Raw genomic sequence first — 20,068 nt, 5'->3', positions numbered from 1 at the left:
TTTACATTTCTTTATGGCGCTATGGCCGCAAGTGACACGGTTTTTCTGCGATACTGCCACCAGATTAACATCGCTAAATTAGCTCAAAGGAATTTTGCCCTATGTCTGTATTTGCCCCAGCCACACCCTTTGCCGACTTTATCTATCGCCATTTCCGCTCAATTCACGCCCTAAAGCTCGGGCTAGCCTTACTCGTTGCTGTCACTATTAATGCCATTTGGGCGCCACCGCATTTTATTTGGAGCATGGTCACGATAGTGATCATTATGATGAGCTTACCTCAGGTAGGCGGCGCGATTGAAAAGTCGCTACAAAGGGCGATAGGCACTTGTTTAGGCTCAGCTTATGGGGTGATGTTAGTTGCCACAGTGGACAGTTATTGGCTAATCATGAGCCTGCTGATCTTAGCCGTTAGCTTGATTTGTTTTATCTCGGCCGGACGTTACAGCTATGCCTATTTAGTGGCTGGATTTACCATCATAATCGTGGTCGGCGACGCCAACCATGACACCTCTGAGGCACTATGGCGCACGGCCAACATCCTCTCCGGCTGCGTGATTGCTATTTTGGTCTCACTGTTCATTTTTCCGATTAAAGCTAAACAAGATTGGCGCTCCCAACTCACCCATGCCATCGACAATATGGCCGAAGTCTTAGCCGAGCATCTTAAGGCGCCCGCCAATCATGAGCTCGATTTTCGCGCTAGACTGGAGGCTGCGATGAAAGCCGTACTCACTCAAAAGAAACTGTTTTTCTCCTTGGAATGGGAAAGTCAAACCCTCAAAAAACACAAAGTGCTACTGTCGCAGTTAGCCAATAAACAAGTGCGCTTAATCACCTTACTCGAACTCTTACCCTTAACCCGCTGGCAGGAAGAAGACAAAGACGCCTATCTGCAGATTAATGCGGTTGCCTCTGAGCTTGCCTTCTATTTGCAACAACTTGCAGAATTTGTAGCGGGTAAAGCTCAACAATTGCCGACACTGCCAGAATGCTTAGATCAAGAATTGCAACACAGACTCCAGCTTGCCCTAGTCGCAGCCACTCAAGCATCGACCGCAGACCCAGTGACAGCCGTAAACGACCAAGTGCCGCAGGGATTTGCGCTCACAGGTTATAGCTGGCTGATTTATCAGCTCGCGATTGCCGTCGAAGCACTTTATAAAGACATTGCCATTATCGACATTGCCTATAACAAGCGGCCAGCTTCTCAGATAACGCCCAACAAAACGGCTTAGTCGATTTTACCATTCCGCTTAGTGCTTAAATCCATGTCAGAAATACCGGATAACCCTTAGCCGCCCTTGCGTTAACGGGGCGTTTAATGAAAAGATACCGTCCTAATAAAAATTCGATAGATGGACTCTTTTCATGCGCTTGTTTTCTTTCTCCGTTATCGCCATTGCCTGTCTCTCTACGGGCAATCTGTACCCTGGGAATGCTTTTGCCAATGATGCGAAAACCACAACCCAAACAACTCCGGCAGCCACTATGGCGCAAGCCTCTACCACCGAAACATTGGCAGTTGGCTCCCCAGTAATCACAACGTCACAGGATGCAAGTCCAGCAGCGAATAGCCAAGCGACTGAAACTGCGACTAATGTACTGGCCGATATCACAGTTGCAGCGCCAGAAGCACAACCAGCGCCCATTCCTGAACGAGCCAACACCTTTGTCAACGATGCGATTTTACCGCCCAGCATCACTTGGCATGGCGCCAGCGAATCGCTCATGTTAAGTGTTGATAGCGCGTGGGCGACTCCCTTTGAGCAAAGTGGCGGTATTGAAAGTCCAAGCTACGATGCCACTATCGCTTGGCTTGACAAACTCGCGGGCGAGACAGATAAATTACAAAAGGTTAGCTTAGGTAAGAGCCCACAAGGGCGCGATATTTGGATGTATATCGCCAGCAGTGAAGGCATTAATGAATCGGCACGCCTCAAACAAAACACTAAGCCGACAGTGCTAGTGCAGGCGGGAATTCATGCGGGAGAAATCGACGGTAAGGATGCCGGCATGATGCTGCTACGTGACATTATCCAAGGCGATAAAAGTGCCCTGCTCGATAAAGCCAACCTCTTGTTTGTGCCTATTTTTAGTGTTGATGCCCATGAGCGCAGCGGCGAATTTAATCGTGTAAATCAACGTGGCCCTGTGAATATGGGCTGGCGCACTACGGCTAATAATCTCAACCTTAACCGCGATTATGCTAAGGCCGACAGCTTAGAAATGCAGCACATGCTGCGCGCCATTAACGTGTGGCAACCGGATCTGTATATCGACGTCCATGTTACCGACGGCATCGACTATCAATACGATGTTACCTTTGGTTATAACCTTGCCCAAGGCTTAAGCCCTGCGAGCTACCGCTGGCTCGAAAACAGCTACAGACCTGCGGTTGAAGCCGCATTAACGGAACAAGGCCATATTCCCGGCGCACTGATTTTTGCCGTGGATAACGCCGATATTAACAAAGGCATGTCGCTGTGGAATCCGAGCCCGCGCTTCTCTAACGGTTATGGCGATGCTCGCCATTTGCCCACCATTCTGGTTGAAAACCACAGCCTAAAGCCCTTTAAGCAAAGGGTGCTCGGCACTTATGTGATGTTAGCGCAAACCCTCAAAACCGTGGGTGAACAGGCGACAAAACTTAAGAGTGCGATTCAAGAAGATAAATACCGTGCCTCACCGCTAATCACCCTTACTTGGAAATTAGCGCCATTAGAAAAAGGCTGGGATTTTAAAGGCATTGATTATCAACTTGAAAAGAGCCCCATCAGTGGCGCTGAAGTTGTGCGCTGGACAGGTGAACCAAAACTTTACCCTAACTTGCCTGTGATGGCTGAAACAGTGCCCGACATTAGGGTCACTCGTCCGAGTGCTTACTATATTCCCGCTCAATGGACTCAAGTGATTGATCGTCTTAACGTGCATGGCATTCGCATGACCACGCTCAAAAAGCCAACCGAGTTGAAATTGCAGCAATATACTCTCAGCAATCCCGTGTTTAACACTAAGGATTTTGAGGGCCGCCAAACGGTCAAAGCCGAGTCAGAGTTAACCAAAGTCAGCACTACTCTGCCCGCTGGCACCATTAAAATCAGTACAGATCAACCGCTAGGCGATCTGGCGATTTTACTGCTTGAGCCGCAATCACCAGATTCTTTACTGCAATGGGGTTTCTTCAATCCTATCTTCACTCGCACTGAATACATTGAAGATTATGCGGTAGAGCCACTGGCGGCCAAGATGCTAAAAGATGATCCTAAGCTACAAGCTGAGTTCGACAAAGCACTGACCAATGCAGAGTTTGCCGCCGATCCTGAGGCACGCCTACTCTGGTTCTATGAACGTAGCCCTTACTACGATAACCAATACCTTAAGTATCCGGTTTACCGTAGTCGTTGATCATCGCGATTACAAAAGGTTGTGATTACGCAGGCTTACGCGCACTGATGCTATACACCAAGGGCACCTTCTGCCCTTGGTGTGTTAACACATAACGACCATCGGCTTGCGCTTCGAGCCCTTCAAAGCAGTTATAGGGGCTGAAATCAAACTCGTGGAAAAACTCCAACACTAAGCCCGCCTGTAATAACGCATTGATCACTTCAGATAAACTGTGCGACCAGCACATTAAGGTTTGCTGATCATCACCGGTATTTTCGGTATATGTGCCTTCCTGCTCTATGTCTGGCTCACCCCGATTAAAATAGCTATAACCATCGAACAACTGCTGCGCAGGATGGAACTCGGCCATGTAAAACTGTCCGCCGGGTGTTAAACAGGCAACCACCGTCTGCGCCCACAGAGTTAAATCCGGCAACCAAACAATGGCACCATAGGACGTAAACACAATATCGTGAGGCTCAACCTTGCTCGCCACACTGTAAACATCGCTACAGATAAACTCGGCGGACAACTGTGTCCGTTCTGCCAGCTTTTGCGCTTCAACAATCGCCACCGCTGACAAATCGACGCCTGTGACTCTGGCTCCCATTCGCGCCCACGACAAGGTGTCTAAGCCGAAATGACATTGCAGATGCAGCAAACTTTTACCTGCAACCTCGAGTTCACCTAGCTCAATTTCCCGCAGCGAAGTCTTACCATTAAGAAAACCCGCCACATCATAAAAATCAGAAGTTAAATGTACCCGAGTGCGCGCATCCCAAGCCGTCTTGTTCGTCGTTAAATAATCCATCTGCATCCCTTCTTATGTTTTTTGTATTTTTGATTCCGCGTGACTTACGGAGCTTAAACTAACTTAATAAATGAGCAATTTCACTAATCTATGAGTAAATCACCCATGTAGCGGACATGTCCGCACAGTGAGTCTCGGACACTTTTCAGCTTAACCAATTGATTATAAATGAAACTTAAAATTGGCATGGGCTGTGCAATGTCTTACACATCGCAAGACGACTCAGCACTCACCCAAAAAATCGAGTGCCAGATAAACAAGGAAGCTAACATGTCACTACGCCCATTTATATTCACCCTCGCTTTTATAGTGTTTTTTACTGCTGGGGTATCGCTCACTGGCTGCATTCTTAATGTGAACGCAGCAGGCATGCCAGACTTAGACCACCAGCAACGCGAACTCACACTCGATAGCCAAGACTTACAAGGCCTGATTGCAGAAACTGGCGCAGGCAGTTTGGAAATTATCGGTGTCGAAGGCCTCAGCCAAATTAAACTCGTCGCCGACATCTATAGCAATAAGGACGGCAACGATGACAGCAAAGTCATTCTCACCCTTGAGAAAAAAGCCAATAAGGCCAAGCTCAAGGCCAACTTTGAGCAAGCAGATTCTAATAATAACTCGCCCTATATAGACCTAAAACTGCAAGTCCCTGCGAACTTTACACTGGATATTGATGACAGCTCAGGGGCTATTTTGATCAGCAAGATGACGTCAGACATGAACATCAAAGACGGTTCGGGTGAACTCACTATCAACGGTGGTAACAATATCAACATAGAGGATGGCTCAGGTGATATTGAAATCAGCCAAATCAACGGCAGCCTAACCATTGAAGATGGCGCTGGTGCCATCAAGCTGACCGATATTCGCGGCAATATCGCAATTGATGACGGCTCGGGCAACATAGAGGTCGCCAATGTGCAAAGTGCTGTAACCATCACAGATGGCTCAGGCAACATTAATGTCTTTAACACTAAGGGATTAACGATTCTTGCGGCAGGTTCTGGCGATGTGAAATTTAACAAAATCGACGGCCCAGTGAGCATGCAATAACGCGCCGTTTTACCACTCTACTCCCAAAGGTTTTACCCACTTCCCGGCGTAGAGGCTGATGTTGCAACGGTTCCCAGCCAAGATGTCAGTCTTCTACCCACCCTTTTAAGCTTATGCCCGACTTATGCATTTATGCCACTAACCCCTTGTAGTGGCATTTTTTTATACCGAAATTAAGCTTGAGTTTGCAGAAATGACGTTGATTTTATTCAGACCGTTACGCTTTAACCTTGTGGATTTGCTAAGATTGTCAGCCTTCCCACTTCAATAGTCGAAAAGTCACACTGTATTGCCAGTAAGGTCGAGAATATGGATCAGTTTTCGGAATACCAAAAAGAAATTGAATCGCTTTCCCTATCGGATAACCCTAGGCAGATAATGGAAGGACTAGGGGATATTTGTTTTGATGGCGAATCTTTTTATCGCAACGGCAATAAAGCCCTAGCCAAACACATTTTCAAGCATATTTACGCCTTAGATGCGCACTCAGACTATTTCTCACACGCCAGAACTGTCGCAAAAGCCTTTCTTATAACCTTGGGAGAAATTCCCCCTATCTCCCTAGGAGAGGTTATTTTGCAGATAAATCATGAGCATGCCTCATTAGCCGCACATCAATTAAATCTGCTGATTGCAAAGCGTCTTTTTAGGGAATTTAGTCACCATCAAGACGCTATCCACATCACTATGCAATATCTCACCAAAGCCGAGGCACTTACCCCTCTGAGCAAGAGTGACCTTCGCTTTAAAGCTTTAGTCAGCTCAAATGAGAGTGAGTAAAGGGATAGCGTGACAGAATAAATCATCAGAATTTAGAGCCGTTTATCAAAAGAAATGCAAAAAATATACCGGAAGAGATCAACGTTCTGAATTCGACAACCCAATTTTAATTAAGTGATAATATGGACATTTCATCTTTTAAGAAATATATAAAGTTAGCACCAGAAAATGTTTCAGAATGGCAGAGGTGGGAAAATTCATTACCTACCTTCGATTCTATATTACCAATATTGGATTATGTATATAACACTGAGTGGCAGCGAGATGATTGGAAAGCCATAATGGCATTCATTCGGAAAGGTTATGTTGAGCAAAATGAATCATCTGAATTGGTTGACGGGATTAAGCATGTAAATATATTCAACTCCAAAGTTATTAATCTAAAAGTTGATGTCGCAATTTCATTAAACTGCTCCATTGTTCGTTCATTAGAGTCAATTAATTTATGCTCAGACTCAGTTGAATCATTAAGTGTGTCCCATGCAAGCAAACTCTCTGAAATTACCGGAAACACCCAGAATTTAAGCTACTTATCTTTAAATAAATGTCAAAAGTTAGATTTTGGTTCTATCATTTCAACGCTTGACAGCGTAAAAATTTTAGACCTCAGTGGAAACCCACAGCTGTCCAGTATTGATGAGTTGCGTGGAAATAAAAATATTTTTGCGTTATATCTTGTTGAAACAAATGTAATCAAGACTAAAGAGACAGTAGAAATCTTGGCTTCGATACCAAACTTGAAAAAACTTTGGATTAAAGCAAACAAAAAGGAGTTGGAACTTTTAAGAGAAGCCCTACCAGGGATTGTAAATTAAGCATAGAAAAAGACCGGACATGTAGTTCGAGAGCGTGAAAAGATCTGTGTAAGTGGCATTCTTAAGCTGTTGAATGGAGTTCAGAATACCAATAGCAGACAAACTTATCGCTCAGCAGAAGAAAAAATCGACTCACCCCAATAATAAATCCGGCAATAAACCGGCCAGTGGCATTTTTTTAACTCTCAATTTCTACTTCTCTAACCCCAATGCAGACCAGTCTTTGGTGACGACTAAAGCTTAACTATTTGATTTATTATGAAAGTTAATCGTTAAGCTATTAAGCACTGCCATTCCAGTGACTCGCCGCCCTTTCGTTTAACAAGAAGTGTCACTATAGGCTCGACCGTGGCATCTGCTGCATACGGAAGTGCAAATGCCGCGATCACATGGATACGAAAGAGCGGCTATGCCGCCAACGGTTACTTCCATGACAGTGCTTAATCTCATTAACCTTTGAGTATACCTGTGGCCAAATTGAACAATGAATGCCTTGATAAACTTCACATATAATGTTGCATTCAAGTATGAGCAACATTGCCACTAGCCCCCAACCTTGAACTAAAAATACCAAGCTTTAGGAATCACTCTTAAATGCTTTATTATCTTAATGACTTTCGACCAAACCTCTCATAATCATGGACAATAGCTTCAAACAGTTTTGAACCTACCACTTTATCCACATTATCAATCACATAATTTTCAATCTTTGCAAGCTGTTCTTCTGGGATTTGCTCGTATAGTTCAGATATTTTATTTGCAGCATCCCTGATATAACCATCAAAACCGTCAGGAAAGACGTACTGTCTTGGGGATATTGTTCCACCGCTAATAGCCACACGGCTAGATCGCATTTGTTTCGATTGCTTTGACTTAATTACACCTATAACAATAAACGAAGGTAACTTCGTATAAATGTACGTGCCTTGTGAGTTACCCACAATATCCATGGCAATAGCACGAAGGAAATACCGATTGATGTTTGTTGGAAGATTATCGAAATTTGTTGACTCAATAACATCAAGAGGAAATATGTGTTGCTCAAATTCGTATAAGTTTGAAGATTTACCAAGTAAGAAGTTGGCTAACCCCTCTTCAGCTTTTGCCAACATTTCTAGGTATTCTTGCGGTTTAGTTTCATGGCTATTTTTGCTGCGAACATAAGTAAGTGTTCGCCAAGACAAAGAGGCTGCAAATTTTGACAACCAATTTCCATACACTGCTACTAAACTCGAGTTTTTCATATAAGGGTGGAATATTTTAACCGAAAAAGTTCTTTCCCATGTTGAAAATAAATCTTCGCAAGCTCCACATAACCAATATTCTTTGGCTATATCTTGCTGTCGTTTACTTACTTGATTTCCATCTCTTAAATAACCCGTAATTGAAGTCTTCTTAAGCCACTTTCCTATAAATTTTGGAATAAAATGACTCAACTCAAGCTTCGCTTCTTGATTACATAATTTGCAAACGCCATGCATATAAAAAAGACCTCCATTAAGATAACCTTTGAATAGTGTGCATGCTCGCTTACCTCATTAGAGCAGAGAAAGCGTGCATCGTTAACTATTTGTATCAAAATAAATTAATCAGATTTCTATCACTTTCCTTACACAACAATCTATCAGACAGAATATCCCATGTGCGAGTTACAAACCTATCATATATTGCAATAGGATCATGCCAACTAAGATAGATAGTTCTGTCTGACATTAGGCTTAAGAGAATGCTCTAGGTAACAGGATACTATGCAGTTAGCCAGATTAAGCACTGACATGGAAGTGACCGTTGACGGCATGGATGCCGTCGTCGAGCCTATAGGGACATATTTACGGCGAGTCACTGGAATGACAGTGCTTAATCTCATTCCTCGTCACAGAACAAGTATGATGCAGTGTTAACGCTCTAGTAATCCACGCCCTGACTCAATCAACACCAACTTTTGACTACGGCTTAACTTTTTAACTGCTATTTCACGGCGCAGTGCATCGCCGTGACTGCCAACCTGCTCTTGATACATCAGCGTTAACGGACCTTTACCGCGCAAATACTTAGCGGATTTGATACCACCCGATTGATGCTCGCTAAAGCGTCGTGTGACATCTGTGGTGACGCCTGTGTATAAATGCCCGTTGGCGCAGCGAACTAGATACAAATACCAGAGGGGTGCTGATTTTATGGGTGTAGGCTTCGGTGGTGCAGGATTTAATGGTACGGGATTCAGCGAAGCTTCTGTAACAACATTTTTGGTTGCGACAGCGCTAGTCACTGGGACAAGTGTGTCTGCCACCAGTGACTCATGTTGCTGTAAAGCGCCTCTGTCAGTATTGCCTAGGTTGACGGCTGATCCAGTCACTTGCGAATGACCTACTTCGCCATACCTAATAGACTCAAGAAGAAGGCATATTCTTGGGCAGTGTCTTGGTACTGGCGATAACGACCACTCTTACCGCCGTGGCCAGCTTCCATATCCACATTGAATAACAACACCTTATCATCCATCTTGTACCACTTATTCTGTACATCGCGCAGTTTAGCGACCCACTTGGCGGGTTCAAAATACTGCACTTGGGAATCATGCAAACCTGTCGTCACTAACATGTGTGGGTATTCTTGCTCAGTGACATTGTCGTAGGGCGAGTAACTCAGCATGTAATCGAAATAGGTTTTCTCGTTCGGATTGCCCCACTCGTCGTACTCATTGGTCGTCAACGGAATCGACTCGTCCAGCATAGTCGTCACCACATCAACAAAAGGTACATGGGCTGCAAGGGCGAAATACTTGTCCGGCGCTTGGTTAGCAATCGCGCCCATTAGCAAACCACCCGCGCTGCCGCCAGAGGCAACAACCTTGTTTTTGTCGCCATAACCTTGCGCCGTTAATGCCGTTGTTACGTCAATAAAATCATTGAAGGTATTCTGCTTATTCAACAACTTACCATTGTCATACCAAGGGCGACCTAGCATTTCTGAGCCGCGCACATGGGCGATGGCATACACAAAACCGCGGTCAAGCAGACTGATAACGGATGAAGAAAAATCGGGTTCTACTGTGTAACCGTAAGATCCATAACCGTATTGATACAGAGGGTTAGTGCCATCTTTCTTGAATTTATCTTTGCGATACACCAAAGAGACGGGCACTTTCGCACCATCGCGGGCCGTCACAAATATCCGTTCGGCACGATACTGGCTGGCATCGAAGCCGCCTAAGACTTGATCTTGTTTTAATAAATCACGTCTATCGGGATTCACCAGCGAATATTCGTATACGGCTTCTGGCGTCGTTAGGCTGGAGTAGAAAATGCGTAACTTATTGCTGTCTTGCTGGGAATTAATCTCTAAACCCATCACATAAGCAGGCTCATCAAAGCTCAACTCGAAGGGCTTTTGACCATTGAGCGGCATCACTTTAATCCGCGTTAGGCCATTTTCACGGGTCTGAATAATCAGATAATCCTTGAGCACCAACTCGTCTTCGATACGGGCATTGGGATTATGCGCAACCACTTCTTGCCACTTAGATTTGTCCGCTGCATCTTTAATGGCGACTTTCATCAAACGGAAGTTAGTCGCCTGCCAGTTGGTGAGAATGTAATAAGTATCACCCAGCTTAGACACACTGTATTCGTGGCCTTCTTCCCGCGCTAATACTGGCTTGAATAAACCCAGAGGATCTTTGGCATCGAGCACCGACACTTCGCTGGTCGTGGTGCTTTCTTGGAACAACACAATTTGCGACTCATCTAAGGTTTTGCCGAGTGAGATATAAAATGAATCGTCTTGTTCTTCATACACTAAGACATCGCTCGATTGCTTAGTGCCCAGCTCGTGGCGATACACTTGATAGCCCAGCAAGGTTTTTAGATCTTTGGCGATATAGAACACATGCTTGTTGTCGTTCGCCCACACTACGCGACCTTCGGTATTTTCAAGCACGTCGGTGATCATGTCGCCCGAAGCCAAGTCTTTAAAATAGATGTGATATACACGGCGGCTGAGGACGTCTTCGCCAAAGGCCAACATGGTTTCATCTGGGCTGACACTGGCGCCGCCTAAACCATAAAACTCATGGCCCTTAGCTCGCTCGTTAACGTCGAGCATCACTTGCTCAACACCATCGGCGCCCTTACGGCTGATCAGCGGATATTCGCTGCCCTCTTGGTATCTGTGATAGTAGCTGTTCTGATGCCATTGGTACGGCACGCTCGACTCATCGGCGACTAAACGCTCTGTTAACTCTTTATAAAGACCATCTTGCAACGGCTTTAATGGTTTGAAATAAGCCGCGGTATAGCGATTCTCAGCGTTGAGATAGGCTAACACTTTAGGATCATTGCGCTCATCATCACGCAGCCAATAGTAATCATCGGTACGTGTTACGCCATGTAAAGTCATCACATGGGGAATTTTTTCAGCAACCGGGGCGGGTACTTGCCCTTTGGAGGTCGAACAAGCGGATAACAACATAACAATACCTAAAGTGAGTAGCAGAGAGCGCATTTATACGTCCTTGTGACGTCCATAACGACCGTCGAAGAATGCGACGGCAAGTCAATTAGCTTATGTGTTCAGTATGATAGTGGTCAGGTGTGCACTAGCGCAAACATTGAACGCGAGAAGTTGCCATTCGCGGTAAATAAGAGCAACATAACCGCGTTTTTGAGCGCAAATGGCTCAAAAGCAAATTCTCAGGGCGGGGTGAAACTCCCCACCGGCGGTAAATGGGTAACGACTAAGTGATTATTTTGCTGAGCGACACCCAAAGCCCGCGAGCGCCCGAAATCACTTTCGGGGTCAGCAGATCTGGTGCCTTAGATTTTGCCTAGTGCAAAACTGACTATTCCAGAGCCGACGGTAATGGACTGTTTGCTTCAATGCCGACAGTGCTGAGTCCGGATGGAAGAGAATGTAAGACAACACCTTGCGGTATTTAAGTGCAACGCGCTTATGTATTGCAGTGTTAGCCTCATGTTTTGCAATAACTTCACCCCAAGTGAAGTGATATTGCTACAGCAAAATCGAGCCTTTTGGTTTGATTACGTTGTATTTCTGCACGCCCTGATTCTGGATATTCCAATGTCGTTTATTTAAGGATATTAACCATGAATCAGTCTTTACTTGCTCCTTTTGGTACTGCTATCGAACGCGTTGAAGCGGGTCTTAATGCCCTGCGTCAAGGCCAAGGTGTGTTAGTTGTCGATGACGAAGATAGAGAAAACGAAGGCGATTTAATTTTCGCTGCCGAGACGCTGACTAACGCGCAAATGGCCATGCTCATCCGTGAATGTAGCGGTATTGTTTGCCTGTGTTTACCCGATGCAAAAGTCAAAGCCCTCGAGTTGCCCCCTATGGTGGAAAACAACTCGAGCCAATACGGCACGGCGTTTACTGTGAGTATTGAAGCTAAAGTCGGTGTGACGACTGGCGTTTCCGCCGCTGACCGCGTGACTACCATTAAAGCGGCGATTGCCGATGGCGCTAAGCCAAGTGATCTCGCTCGTCCTGGCCATGTGTATCCACTTCGCGCCCAACAGGGTGGGGTGTTGACCCGCCGTGGTCACACTGAAGGCACTATCGATTTAATGCAACTCGCGGGTTTAAAAGCCGCTGGCGTATTGTGTGAAGTCACTAACACCGATGGCACTATGGCGCGTTTACCCGAAATTATTGCCTTCGGTGCGCAGCACAATATACCCGTATTAACGATTGAAGATATTGTCGTTTATCGCAAATCATTGCTGGCCAATGTCGGCTAGATAACATGCCAATCGCCTGAATCTAGGGCATTGATTTAAATAGAAGGACGTTTAGCTGCGGCAAACGTCCTTTTTATTTAAGTAGATTTACCGTTAACAATCGCGTTCCACCTAATGCACTAAAAAACCGATGAAAGGTAAAGTTAAACAAGTCATTCTTTCGAATGATGAAATACTGCTTCACATCACAGACAAAGCAAATGCTTGTTTGATAGGTGCAAAATAGGTTAATAAAAATAGTCTCTTAGCATGATATATAACAATTTGCTTAATTTCGTGACCTAGATTAGATATCCATAAACTAAAGGTCGCGGTGGCTGGCCGCCTATGTTAAATATCCTCACCCTGTGCCTAGTCCTATTTGTAACTCGGATTCAACGTTATTACGTTGAATTTTCTTTTTCTGCCTAGGCGAACGAGTGGAGTGATCTTTAATGCCGTCAGCGCTACACCATCTCAGTTTGAAGCAAAAGCTCATTCTGTTTTCGTTAGTCCCATTATTAATGATGAGCTTTTTCATTCTGACGCGCATGCATGACTTGATAAAGGAATCACACTCGGCCAAGCACAACCATCTTGCGGTACAAACGACGGTACAAATCACTGAGCTACTCTATCAGTTGCAAAACGAATATGGTCTAAGTACAAATCAGCGACCAACCGATGAAGTGCTATTACAGCAACAAGCAACTAGGTCAAAAGCACTCGATGCGTTACTGAACAGTGAGCCTTTAGAGCATCTTCTGGAGACGCTCGACCCTAAAAGTATTGAAGCAAACAAAATGAACGCATTGTTGGATGCGCTCAAACTTACAGGCAACAAACTCGCTAACGTTCACCAAAACCACACAGACGAAACACTGAGTCAGTTTACGGAACTCTATAATCAATTCCACACTCAGCTTTTGCAGCTCATTCAGTTATTACAGTTACAAACCAACGAAATCAGTCAGTCCCGTGCCTATACCGATCTATTGAACCTGCTTATGGTGCAGGAGTTGGCCGTAAAAGAACGAAGTGCCATCAATCAATTACTGCTCAGCAAGTCACTCAATATTAATGATTACCGCACCATAATCTCCTTTATGTATGAATATGAGCGAGCCGTGATGCACGCGAGTAATGCATCAATTTCCGATAGAAGGTCCTTACTGCAAAACCTACAAGATTCACCAGAAAATCAACGCATTCTGCAAATCAGCAAGCAAATTGAACAACAAACTCGCATTAGCGCTCTGGCACAAAATATTAATGCCTACTTAGGTTACGGTGGCTTAATGGGCAGTTTTCAGGACTATTTGCTTAAGGGCGATGAGATTTCACTGCAAAAATTTAATGCAGCACTTGCGACGATTCATCTTAATTTGGATGAACTCAGTCACGAGACTCGTTCTCTACCCGAATTTAAGGCAGCGCTGAAAACCATTGAGGACAGCATAGATCAATACCAGTTCAGCATGGTCAAGTTGCAGCAACTGCAGCAGCAAGGTTTGCCGATGACGGAGATCAAAGCCATCGCGCAAGTCCCAGCCAGTGAGGACAAATTAAGCCAAGCGATGAGCCAACTATTAATGCCGCCACATCCAATTGATAGCCAGGAGTGGTGGGATCTCACCACTCAGCGTATCAATCAACTACATTTGCTGGCACAAAATATCACCAAGAACATGGCGCAGCAGAGCGAATATCAACAAAACCACACCTTAATCTTACTCGGCTTATACTTGTTCTCGGCTTTGTTCACCGCGACCATCACACTTTGGCTTGGACAAAAGATCATCCGCAATTTTATGGATAAGATCACTAAGATTGCCAATGACATGCAGCAAATGGCAGCAGATCCACAGCTCAATATTAATATCCAAGTCTCAGGCACAGATGAACTCGCCCGCATGGCCAGCGCCATGAACCGTATGATTAGCGAACGGCAAAAAGCAAACCATGCCCTAAGCCGCGCTGCAGCTGTGTTTGACTATTCTGCCGAAGGCATAATGGTGACAGATGCCGACAACCATATCGAACTGGTCAACCCCGCTTTTTGCCACATTACGGGCTATTCATTGGAAGAAGTAAAAGGCCGCAGTCCCTCCCTACTCAGCTCTAGCCGTCATCCTAAGCACTTTTATACCGCCATGTGGGAATCACTACAAAAAGAAGGGAAATGGGAGGGTGAGGTTTGGAATAAACGCAAAGATGGCCAAGTGTATCCCGAGTATCTAGCGATTACTGTGGTGCGAAATGAGCAAGGTAAAATAATCCAACATATTGGTTTATTTATGGATATCAGTAAGCGTAAGCAATATGAACAGGATCTTTGGTATCAGGCCAACTTCGATGGGTTAACTGGGCTGCCTAATCGTAAGCTGTTCAATGAACGACTGCAGCACGAAATCCATGTGGCGCAGCATGACTCTCGCAAGCTGGCTATCTTGCTGATTGATTTGGATCAATTCAAATATATCAATGATGTACAAGGCCATGCCACTGGCGACTTATTACTTAAAGATGTCGCAAAGCGCTTAGAAGGCATTGCGGGGAAAACAGATTTTATCGCACGTATCGGTGGCGACGAGTTTGTGCTTATCTTGCCACGACTGACTAACGAACTCGCCATCGAACACATGGCAACCCGAATCATTGAAACCTTAGGTATGCCATTTAACTTAAATGACCGCGAGATCCAGATTTCGGCCAGCTTTGGTATTGGCGTCTATCCCGAAGATGGGTTAGATACTGGCTCACTCACCCGCAATACCGAAACCGCCATGTATCAAGCCAAAGACGCAGGGCGGAACAATTTTAAATACTTCACCGCGGGTATGAATCAAGCCATGTTCGCTCGGATGGAGTTAGAACAACGTCTACGCCGTGCCGTGGCACAAAATGAATTTGCCCTGCATTATCAACCTATCGTGGATATGCAAACCGGAAGTGTCTGCAGCGTCGAAGCCCTTATCCGCTGGCAAGACCCCGAGCTTGGGTTGATCCCGCCGGATCAATTTATCCCATTAGCCGAAGAAACCGGATTGATAGAGCCTATGGGCGAATGGGTGCTCAACCAAGCCATGCATGATCTGAGACAATGGCAGAAAAGTGGCTTAAATATCAATGTCGCGATTAATGTTTCCAGCCGCCAATGTATCAATACACGCGGCATGGGGTTCGACCAAGTGTTGCAAGAGTGCTTCAACCGCCACCACGTTAACCCACGAAATGTGCATATTGAGATCACTGAAAGCATGATGATGGGCGATGCCAGCCATTGCTTGAGCACACTCGAGTCTATTCGTCATTTAGGCTCGCAAATCTATATCGATGACTTTGGTACGGGTTATTCTTCCCTGAGTTATCTGAAAAAATTCCCGATTTCAGTGATTAAAATCGACCGCAGCTTTGTGGAAAATGCCCTCGAAAATAACTCGAACGCCAACTTAGTCAAAGCGATTGTCATGATGGGGCAAAGCCTAGAAATGGAGTTAGTTGCTGAAGGCATAGAAACCGAAGCACAGTGGCACTTCCTACGAGATTTAGGTTGCCACTTCGCTCAAGGGTATTTGATCTCCAAACCGCTCCCCTTCAACGAGATCACTCCCTTGCTACGCATCAAGCACACAGCGCTGTTGAATGATGGCTATCAAGATAAATGCGTGAATATCTAAGCTTATAAAAAATAAAACGATAAAGAACAAAAAAGCAGCCTAGGCTGCTTTTTTTGTGGCAAATAAAACGGGTTTAAGCCTGTGGTTGGCCTTGACCGTTCATTATGCTTTCGCCACCCTTAGAGGCTAGCTTAGCTAAATCTTTATCGATAAAGAACAGTGCCTTACCATCTTCGCCCACTAAACGTATCTTATCGACAATCGACTTAAACAGCTTTTCTTCTTCGTGCTGCTCAGCGACATACCATTGTAAGAAGTTAAAGGTTGAGTAATCTTGATTCGAAAATGCGGCATGGGCCAAGGCATTGATCTGACGGGTAATAAGCTGCTCATGCTCATAGGTTAATTCAAACAACGCCAGTAAAGAATCAAACTGTGACTGTGGCGCCGCAATCGCACCTAACAAAGGTAAGCCACCAGTTTCACTCACATACGTGAAAAGACGACGCATATGGCCCATTTCTTCATCCGCATGCTCACGCATAAACTTAGCTGCGCCTTCAAATCCCTGATCTTCACACCACGCACTCATTTGCAGGTATAAATTTGAGGAGAAGAACTCCATATTAATTTGTTCATTCAACTTTTCGATCATAGTTGCAGACAGCATAGTAAATCCTCTTTTGCATTCGAACTGAATCATGGGGGACATTGTCATCAAGGGGGTCGACAAAAGCAACAAAATTTACCTTTGGATTTCTTGCTAAGTTAATGATTCATTGATAAAAATGATTTTCATTTGTTCATCGACTCGCGTTCAACCCTCGAATTAGCGCAGTAAATTGTGTAACTTCTAGCGAGGTTATCACCCAAAGTGGCAGAAAAAACTGACTGGCCTATCACAGAAACTCACATGCAAATCATAGCCATCCCAGATCACCGTGGCATAATAGCCAGTCATAATCAGGTGGAAATTCATTCAGCGTCATTACGACCCATTGCATATAAGGCAGACCCTAATGTCCGTAACAGCCGATCCTTGTTCGCAACCTAGCTTAATGCATCCAGATCAAGCTATTCCCCTTTTGCTCGAGCAAGTTAGCCCAGTGTCAGACACCGAAGTCGTATTGCTTCCCCATGCCCTTGGCCGCGTCCTAGCAGAAGATTTAGCTTCCTGCATAGACCTGCCGCCCTTTAACAACTCCTCTATGGACGGCTACGCCTTCCGTTTTGTCGACTTAAATACGCAAACCAATCAGACCGCATTGCGCCTTATCGGCAGTTCCTTCGCTGGCCATGGTTTTAAAGGTGAAGCCAAACCTAATACCTGCGTGCGGATCATGACGGGTGCGCCTGTGCCTACAGGTTATGACACAGTGCAAATGCAGGAAGAAGCCGAGGTTGAAGGAGAGATTATTCATATCCGCCATCCTAGGGCGCAAGGCGCCAATGTGCGTTGCCGCGGTGAAGAACTCACCCAAGGCACTAAAGTGCTCAGTGCTGGCATTCAAATTGGTGCCGCCGAACTCGGGGTGTTGGCCACGATTGGTGTTAGCCAAGTGCGAGTTTATCGTCAGCTTAAAGTGGCCTTTTTCTCCACAGGCGATGAACTGCGTCCCGTTGGCAGCGAATTAGCCCTAGGACAAATTTACGATTCAAACCGTTACTCGATCCAAGGCTTACTCAGCCGCGCTAACGTGGAATGGCTCGATTTAGGCGTAATAGCCGATGATCCTGAAGCCATACGTCAGGCATTTCGCCATGCGGCCAGCCAAGCCGACATGGTATTAACCTCGGGTGGCGTGTCGGTCGGTGAAGCGGATTTCACTAAACAAATTCTTGATGAGGAAGGCAAAATTACCTTCTGGAAACTCGCCATCAAACCAGGCAAGCCCTTTGCCATGGGCCGTATCGGCAAAGCGATATTCTGTGGTTTACCGGGGAATCCCGTGTCTTCTATGGTGACGTTTTACAAACTCGTTTGGCCAATACTGAACAAGATGCAGGGGTTAACCCCAGTTGCACCTTTGATGTTAGACGCTACGCTCACCACGCCTGTGCGTAAACAACCGGGCCGCGTCGAATATCAACGGGGCGTTTTAAGCCGTAATGCACAAGGTAAACTCGAAGTTGCCATTACCGGTAGCCAAGGTTCTGCCATGTTGACTTCGATGAGCTTAGCAAACTGTTTCGTTTTATTGGAGCAATTCCAAGGTGATACTCCCGCTGGCACCCAAGTGACGGTCGAGCCATTTAACAGCGTGCTTTGCTAGGAAAATCCCAATGAATGTGCCAGAAGATATTCTCAGCGACAGCGAACTCTTAAGATACAGCCGCCAAATATCCATCAAGGCTATGGATATCGACGGTCAAGAACGCTTAAAACAAGCCAAAGTGCTGATGATAGGCGCTGGCGGTTTGGGCTGTGCCGCCAGCCAGTACCTCACGGTTGCGGGTATTGGTGAACTGACACTGGTCGATTTTGATACAGTAGAATTATCCAACTTGCAGCGCCAAGTGCTGCATCAAGATACCAATGTCGGCCAGCCTAAAGTCGAATCGGCTAAACAGAGCCTCATGCAGCTCAATCCCTTTATTAAGATCAATATTATCAATGCCGTATTAGATGATTATGAGATTGACGCCCTTGTCGCCGATCACAATCTAGTGCTCGACTGCACCGATAATGTCAGTGTGCGCGAGCAACTTAATCTCAGCTGTTTTAAGCATAAAGTGCCCTTAGTGTCTGCCGCGGCAATTCGGATGGAAGGCATGGTCACTGTGTTCGATTATCACAGCGAAACGCCTTGTTATCATTGCTTTAGCGCCCTATTTGGCGAGCAACAACTGAGCTGCGTTGAATCGGGTATCCTAGCCCCTGTCGTCGGCATGATAGGTTGTTTGCAGGCGGTTGAAGCCATCAAAGTGATTACTGGCATGGGTAAAACCTTAGCAGGACGCATTTTGATGATCGATGCAATGACGATGGAGTTTCGCGAGATGAAGTTACCGAAACAAGTCCGCTGCAGTGTTTGTGGTACTAAAGAGGCTTAGGTTGTTCTCGCTTGAAAAACGGCTTTATTTACACTAGCTTAATTGCCACCGCTTAATTTGCCGTCATATAGCTCAACACTGATGACGCTTAATGGCCCGTTAAAATAAGGAAATCATAAGGAAAACATATGGATTCGGAAAACAGTGTATTTGACCGCATGACCACAGACGACCCCATAGTTGGCGCAGGTATTTACAACCTCGTTATCGGCCTCACGCTGATTTGGGGTTTTGCCGTTAACTATTGGATGGTCACCAATATCGACCCAGAGGCGATTGCCAGTGTTAATCCTTGGATTTTCTTTATCGGCTATTTCGCCTCCTGTTTCTTTGGGATTTATCTGTTCCAAAAATCGACTAACCCCGTTGTCAGTTTTATTGGCTACAACTTTGTGGTCGTGCCCTTCGGCTTAATAATCAATATGGTGGTTAGTCAATACGATCCCGAATTGGTGACTGAAGCCATTCGTATCACAGGGCTAGTGACCATAGCCATGATGTGTTTAGGCACACTCTTCCCCGCCTTTTTCCAAAAAATTTCCGGCGCCCTCACGATTGCTTTATTGCTCGTTATCGTCGTCGAACTGATTGAAGTGTTTATCTTTAATACTCACCACGGCATTTTAGATTGGATCGTCGTGCTGATTTTCTGCGGTTATATTGGTTATGACTGGGGACGGGCGAATCAAATCCCTAAAACCATAGATAATGCTATCGATAGCGCCGCCGCTTTGTATATGGATATCATCAACTTGTTCCTACGGATCCTGCGGATTTTAGGGCGAAAATAACTCACCAAGGAGT

General features: G+C 45.4%; 17 protein-coding genes and 1 riboswitch. Of the genes, 12 read left to right on the top strand and 5 right to left on the bottom strand.

Annotation, left to right across the window (positions count from 1 at the left end; translation table 11 throughout):
* The first annotated feature begins 101 nt into the window (after nucleotides 1–101).
* Both L5M71_RS09155 and L5M71_RS09150 read left to right on the top strand, forming a co-directional pair.
* Nucleotides 102–1,238: an FUSC family protein gene (locus tag L5M71_RS09155; RefSeq protein ID WP_131525700.1), complete on the top strand. Its 1,137-nt coding sequence runs from the start codon at nucleotides 102–104 to the stop codon at nucleotides 1,236–1,238.
* A 133-nt stretch (nucleotides 1,239–1,371) separates the two neighbouring features.
* Nucleotides 1,372–3,408 carry a M14 family metallopeptidase gene (locus tag L5M71_RS09150; RefSeq protein ID WP_263207031.1) on the top strand — a complete coding sequence of 679 codons (2,037 nt, stop codon included), beginning with the start codon at nucleotides 1,372–1,374 and terminating at the stop codon, nucleotides 3,406–3,408.
* Between the two features lie 25 nt (nucleotides 3,409–3,433).
* On the opposite strand, the gene L5M71_RS09145 is transcribed toward L5M71_RS09150, so the two are convergent.
* The gene (locus L5M71_RS09145; protein WP_263201182.1) at nucleotides 3,434–4,201 is read right to left on the bottom strand and encodes a class I SAM-dependent methyltransferase; all 768 of its coding nucleotides are present in this window, start codon (nucleotides 4,199–4,201) and stop codon (nucleotides 3,434–3,436) included.
* A 270-nt stretch (nucleotides 4,202–4,471) separates the two neighbouring features.
* Here L5M71_RS09145 and L5M71_RS09140 point away from each other — a divergent pair, with 270 nt between their 5' ends.
* The 4 genes from L5M71_RS09140 (at nucleotide 4,472) to L5M71_RS09125 (ending at nucleotide 7,096) form a co-directional block, all read left to right on the top strand.
* Complete coding sequence (locus L5M71_RS09140) at nucleotides 4,472–5,257, top strand: hypothetical protein (protein ID WP_263201265.1); 786 nt, start codon at nucleotides 4,472–4,474, stop codon at nucleotides 5,255–5,257.
* Between the two features lie 309 nt (nucleotides 5,258–5,566).
* Complete coding sequence (locus tag L5M71_RS09135) at nucleotides 5,567–6,037, top strand: hypothetical protein (protein ID WP_263201183.1); 471 nt, start codon at nucleotides 5,567–5,569, stop codon at nucleotides 6,035–6,037.
* 122 nt (nucleotides 6,038–6,159) lie between these two features.
* Nucleotides 6,160–6,852 (top strand): hypothetical protein, encoded by a 693-nt coding sequence (locus L5M71_RS09130; RefSeq protein WP_263183203.1) that lies wholly within the window; start codon nucleotides 6,160–6,162, stop codon nucleotides 6,850–6,852.
* A gap of 73 nt (nucleotides 6,853–6,925) precedes the next feature.
* Complete coding sequence (locus tag L5M71_RS09125; protein ID WP_263220662.1) at nucleotides 6,926–7,096, top strand: hypothetical protein; 171 nt, start codon at nucleotides 6,926–6,928, stop codon at nucleotides 7,094–7,096.
* A gap of 358 nt (nucleotides 7,097–7,454) precedes the next feature.
* Here the strand turns inward: L5M71_RS09125 and L5M71_RS09120 are convergent, their stop codons facing one another.
* Nucleotides 7,455–8,333 carry a hypothetical protein gene (locus L5M71_RS09120; protein WP_168826941.1) on the bottom strand — a complete coding sequence of 293 codons (879 nt, stop codon included), beginning with the start codon at nucleotides 8,331–8,333 and terminating at the stop codon, nucleotides 7,455–7,457.
* A 267-nt stretch (nucleotides 8,334–8,600) separates the two neighbouring features.
* Here L5M71_RS09120 and L5M71_RS09115 point away from each other — a divergent pair, with 267 nt between their 5' ends.
* Nucleotides 8,601–8,753 carry a hypothetical protein gene (locus L5M71_RS09115; RefSeq protein WP_263201187.1) on the top strand — a complete coding sequence of 51 codons (153 nt, stop codon included), beginning with the start codon at nucleotides 8,601–8,603 and terminating at the stop codon, nucleotides 8,751–8,753.
* Here L5M71_RS09115 and L5M71_RS09110 read toward each other — a convergent pair.
* Nucleotides 8,750–9,208 (bottom strand): GIY-YIG nuclease family protein, encoded by a 459-nt coding sequence (locus L5M71_RS09110; RefSeq protein WP_263173748.1) that lies wholly within the window; start codon nucleotides 9,206–9,208, stop codon nucleotides 8,750–8,752. The genes L5M71_RS09115 and L5M71_RS09110 overlap by 4 nt on opposite strands.
* A gap of 11 nt (nucleotides 9,209–9,219) precedes the next feature.
* The gene (locus L5M71_RS09105; RefSeq protein WP_263201189.1) at nucleotides 9,220–11,355 is read right to left on the bottom strand and encodes a S9 family peptidase; all 2,136 of its coding nucleotides are present in this window, start codon (nucleotides 11,353–11,355) and stop codon (nucleotides 9,220–9,222) included.
* Nucleotides 11,356–11,535: 180 nt separating this feature from the next.
* A riboswitch (FMN riboswitch) is annotated at nucleotides 11,536–11,767 on the top strand.
* A gap of 190 nt (nucleotides 11,768–11,957) precedes the next feature.
* Between L5M71_RS09105 and ribB the strand changes: the two genes are divergently transcribed.
* Nucleotides 11,958–12,611 (top strand): 3,4-dihydroxy-2-butanone-4-phosphate synthase, encoded by a 654-nt coding sequence (gene ribB / locus L5M71_RS09100; protein ID WP_263207029.1) that lies wholly within the window; start codon nucleotides 11,958–11,960, stop codon nucleotides 12,609–12,611.
* A gap of 434 nt (nucleotides 12,612–13,045) precedes the next feature.
* Nucleotides 13,046–16,270: an EAL domain-containing protein gene (locus L5M71_RS09095; protein WP_263207027.1), complete on the top strand. Its 3,225-nt coding sequence runs from the start codon at nucleotides 13,046–13,048 to the stop codon at nucleotides 16,268–16,270.
* 73 nt (nucleotides 16,271–16,343) lie between these two features.
* On the opposite strand, the gene ftnA is transcribed toward L5M71_RS09095, so the two are convergent.
* On the bottom strand, nucleotides 16,344–16,880 hold the full coding sequence (gene ftnA, locus L5M71_RS09090; protein ID WP_105250975.1) for a non-heme ferritin: 537 nt from the start codon (nucleotides 16,878–16,880) through the stop codon (nucleotides 16,344–16,346).
* 349 nt (nucleotides 16,881–17,229) lie between these two features.
* Here ftnA and glp point away from each other — a divergent pair, with 349 nt between their 5' ends.
* The 3 genes from glp (at nucleotide 17,230) to L5M71_RS09075 (ending at nucleotide 20,055) form a co-directional block, all read left to right on the top strand.
* Nucleotides 17,230–18,483, top strand: a complete 1,254-nt coding sequence (gene glp / locus L5M71_RS09085; RefSeq protein ID WP_263207024.1) for a gephyrin-like molybdotransferase Glp — start codon at nucleotides 17,230–17,232, stop codon at nucleotides 18,481–18,483.
* 10 nt (nucleotides 18,484–18,493) lie between these two features.
* Nucleotides 18,494–19,264 (top strand): molybdopterin-synthase adenylyltransferase MoeB, encoded by a 771-nt coding sequence (gene moeB, locus L5M71_RS09080; RefSeq protein WP_263207021.1) that lies wholly within the window; start codon nucleotides 18,494–18,496, stop codon nucleotides 19,262–19,264.
* Between the two features lie 128 nt (nucleotides 19,265–19,392).
* Nucleotides 19,393–20,055: a Bax inhibitor-1 family protein gene (locus L5M71_RS09075; RefSeq protein ID WP_168826929.1), complete on the top strand. Its 663-nt coding sequence runs from the start codon at nucleotides 19,393–19,395 to the stop codon at nucleotides 20,053–20,055.
* Nucleotides 20,056–20,068 lie beyond the last annotated feature (13 nt).

It is taken from the genome of Shewanella sp. SW1 (genome assembly GCF_025653545.1).
GTDB lineage: Bacteria > Pseudomonadota > Gammaproteobacteria > Enterobacterales > Shewanellaceae > Shewanella > Shewanella oncorhynchi.
The sequence above is the reverse complement of the archived record's forward strand: the minus strand, read 5'-3'. Positions and strand labels throughout refer to the sequence as shown.

Bases quoted from the DNA above. Each gene is read 5' to 3' on its own strand.
- L5M71_RS09145 (WP_263201182.1), bottom strand. From the start codon at position 4,201: ATGGATTATTTAACGACGAACAAGACGGCTTGGGATGCGCGCACTCGG.
- L5M71_RS09120 (WP_168826941.1), bottom strand. From the start codon at position 8,333: ATGCATGGCGTTTGCAAATTATGTAATCAAGAAGCGAAGCTTGAGTTG.
- L5M71_RS09130 (WP_263183203.1), top strand. From the start codon at position 6,160: ATGGACATTTCATCTTTTAAGAAATATATAAAGTTAGCACCAGAAAAT.
- ftnA (WP_105250975.1), bottom strand. From the start codon at position 16,880: ATGCTGTCTGCAACTATGATCGAAAAGTTGAATGAACAAATTAATATG.
- L5M71_RS09075 (WP_168826929.1), top strand. From the start codon at position 19,393: ATGGATTCGGAAAACAGTGTATTTGACCGCATGACCACAGACGACCCC.
- moeB (WP_263207021.1), top strand. From the start codon at position 18,494: ATGAATGTGCCAGAAGATATTCTCAGCGACAGCGAACTCTTAAGATAC.
- glp (WP_263207024.1), top strand. From the start codon at position 17,230: ATGTCCGTAACAGCCGATCCTTGTTCGCAACCTAGCTTAATGCATCCA.
- L5M71_RS09155 (WP_131525700.1), top strand. From the start codon at position 102: ATGTCTGTATTTGCCCCAGCCACACCCTTTGCCGACTTTATCTATCGC.
- L5M71_RS09105 (WP_263201189.1), bottom strand. From the start codon at position 11,355: ATGCGCTCTCTGCTACTCACTTTAGGTATTGTTATGTTGTTATCCGCT.
- L5M71_RS09135 (WP_263201183.1), top strand. From the start codon at position 5,567: ATGGATCAGTTTTCGGAATACCAAAAAGAAATTGAATCGCTTTCCCTA.
- L5M71_RS09140 (WP_263201265.1), top strand. From the start codon at position 4,472: ATGTCACTACGCCCATTTATATTCACCCTCGCTTTTATAGTGTTTTTT.
- L5M71_RS09150 (WP_263207031.1), top strand. From the start codon at position 1,372: ATGCGCTTGTTTTCTTTCTCCGTTATCGCCATTGCCTGTCTCTCTACG.
- ribB (WP_263207029.1), top strand. From the start codon at position 11,958: ATGAATCAGTCTTTACTTGCTCCTTTTGGTACTGCTATCGAACGCGTT.
- L5M71_RS09095 (WP_263207027.1), top strand. From the start codon at position 13,046: ATGCCGTCAGCGCTACACCATCTCAGTTTGAAGCAAAAGCTCATTCTG.
- L5M71_RS09125 (WP_263220662.1), top strand. From the start codon at position 6,926: ATGGAGTTCAGAATACCAATAGCAGACAAACTTATCGCTCAGCAGAAG.
- L5M71_RS09115 (WP_263201187.1), top strand. From the start codon at position 8,601: ATGCAGTTAGCCAGATTAAGCACTGACATGGAAGTGACCGTTGACGGC.